The 1,050-nt window shown below is 65.4% G+C and carries 1 protein-coding gene; it reads left to right on the forward strand.

Going from position 1 to position 1,050, the window contains the following annotated elements; all coding sequences use genetic code 11:
- The first annotated feature begins 80 nt into the window (after window positions 1-80).
- Window positions 81-1,035 (forward strand): IS630 family transposase gene (locus J0H39_25665; protein ID MBN9500153.1). Its coding sequence is split into 2 segments (ribosomal slippage): window positions 81-428 and window positions 430-1,035, totalling 954 coding nucleotides; the frame shifts between segments, so codons are not numbered across the junction.
- Window positions 1,036-1,050: the final 15 nt, after the last annotated feature.

Raw genomic sequence — 1,050 nt, forward strand, 5'->3', positions numbered from 1 at the left:
TAGAGCGTCGGACCTGAAATCGGAATCTGTGGGATTCCCCTGAGAGCGGCTTTGTGATTCACCGTTTGGGGAGGTGGATCATGGGTCGCAGCTATTCGGACGATCTTCGCGTGCGTGTTGCCGGCTTTGTCGAGGCTGGTCATTCGCGTCGTGGGGCGGCGCGGCACTTTGGGGTGAGCGAGAGCTTCGCGGTGAAGCTGCTTCAGCGCGCGAGCCGCCTGAAGACGCTGCGCCCTGCGCGTCAGGGACGCCCGCCCGGCAGCAGGCTGGACGCGCACGGCGCCTTCCTGGTGGCGCAGGTCGAGGCCAGGCCCGACATCACCATGCCGGAACTCGCGGCCCGGCTCATGGAAGCGGCAGGGGTGAGCGCGGCGCCGGCGGTGCTGTCGCGCTTCCTGTGCCGGCTGGGCTTCACATATAAAAAAAGCGCTGATGGCGTCGGAATGCGCACGCGCTGACATCGCCGAGCAGCGCACGCTCTGGATCACGCGTCGCCAGCCGCTGATGCGGCTCGAGCCTCACCGGCTCGTCTTCATCGACGAGACCGCGATCAACACCAAGATGGTCCGGTTGCGCGGCCGCAGCCTCCGCGGCGAGAGGCTGACCGCCTCGGCGCCTTTCGGGCACTGGCGAACCCAAAGCTTCATCGCCGGCCTGCGTTGCCACGGGCTGACCGCACCATGGATCGTCGACAAAGCCATGGATCGCATCGCCTTCGACCTCTACGTCGAGCCCCAGCTCGCCCCGACCCTGTCGAAGGGCGATATCGTCATCCTCGACAATCTCGCCGTCCACAAGAGCGCCCACGCGGCCCGATGCCTCGCAGACAGGGGCGCCTGGTTCCTGTTCCTGCCGCCCTACAGCCCCGACCTCAATCCTATCGAGATGGCCTTCGCAAAGCTCAAGGCCCATCTCAGGCGCTCTGCGGCTAGAACCTTCGACGCGCTCTGGCAGGCCGCCGGAGACATCTGCAACCTCGTCACCCCGGCCGAATCCAGAAACCTCTTCAGACATGCCGGATATGCATCCGATTAAACGTCCGAGGCTCTA

Source organism: Alphaproteobacteria bacterium, from assembly GCA_017308135.1.
Taxonomy (GTDB): domain Bacteria; phylum Pseudomonadota; class Alphaproteobacteria; order CACIAM-22H2; family CACIAM-22H2; genus Tagaea.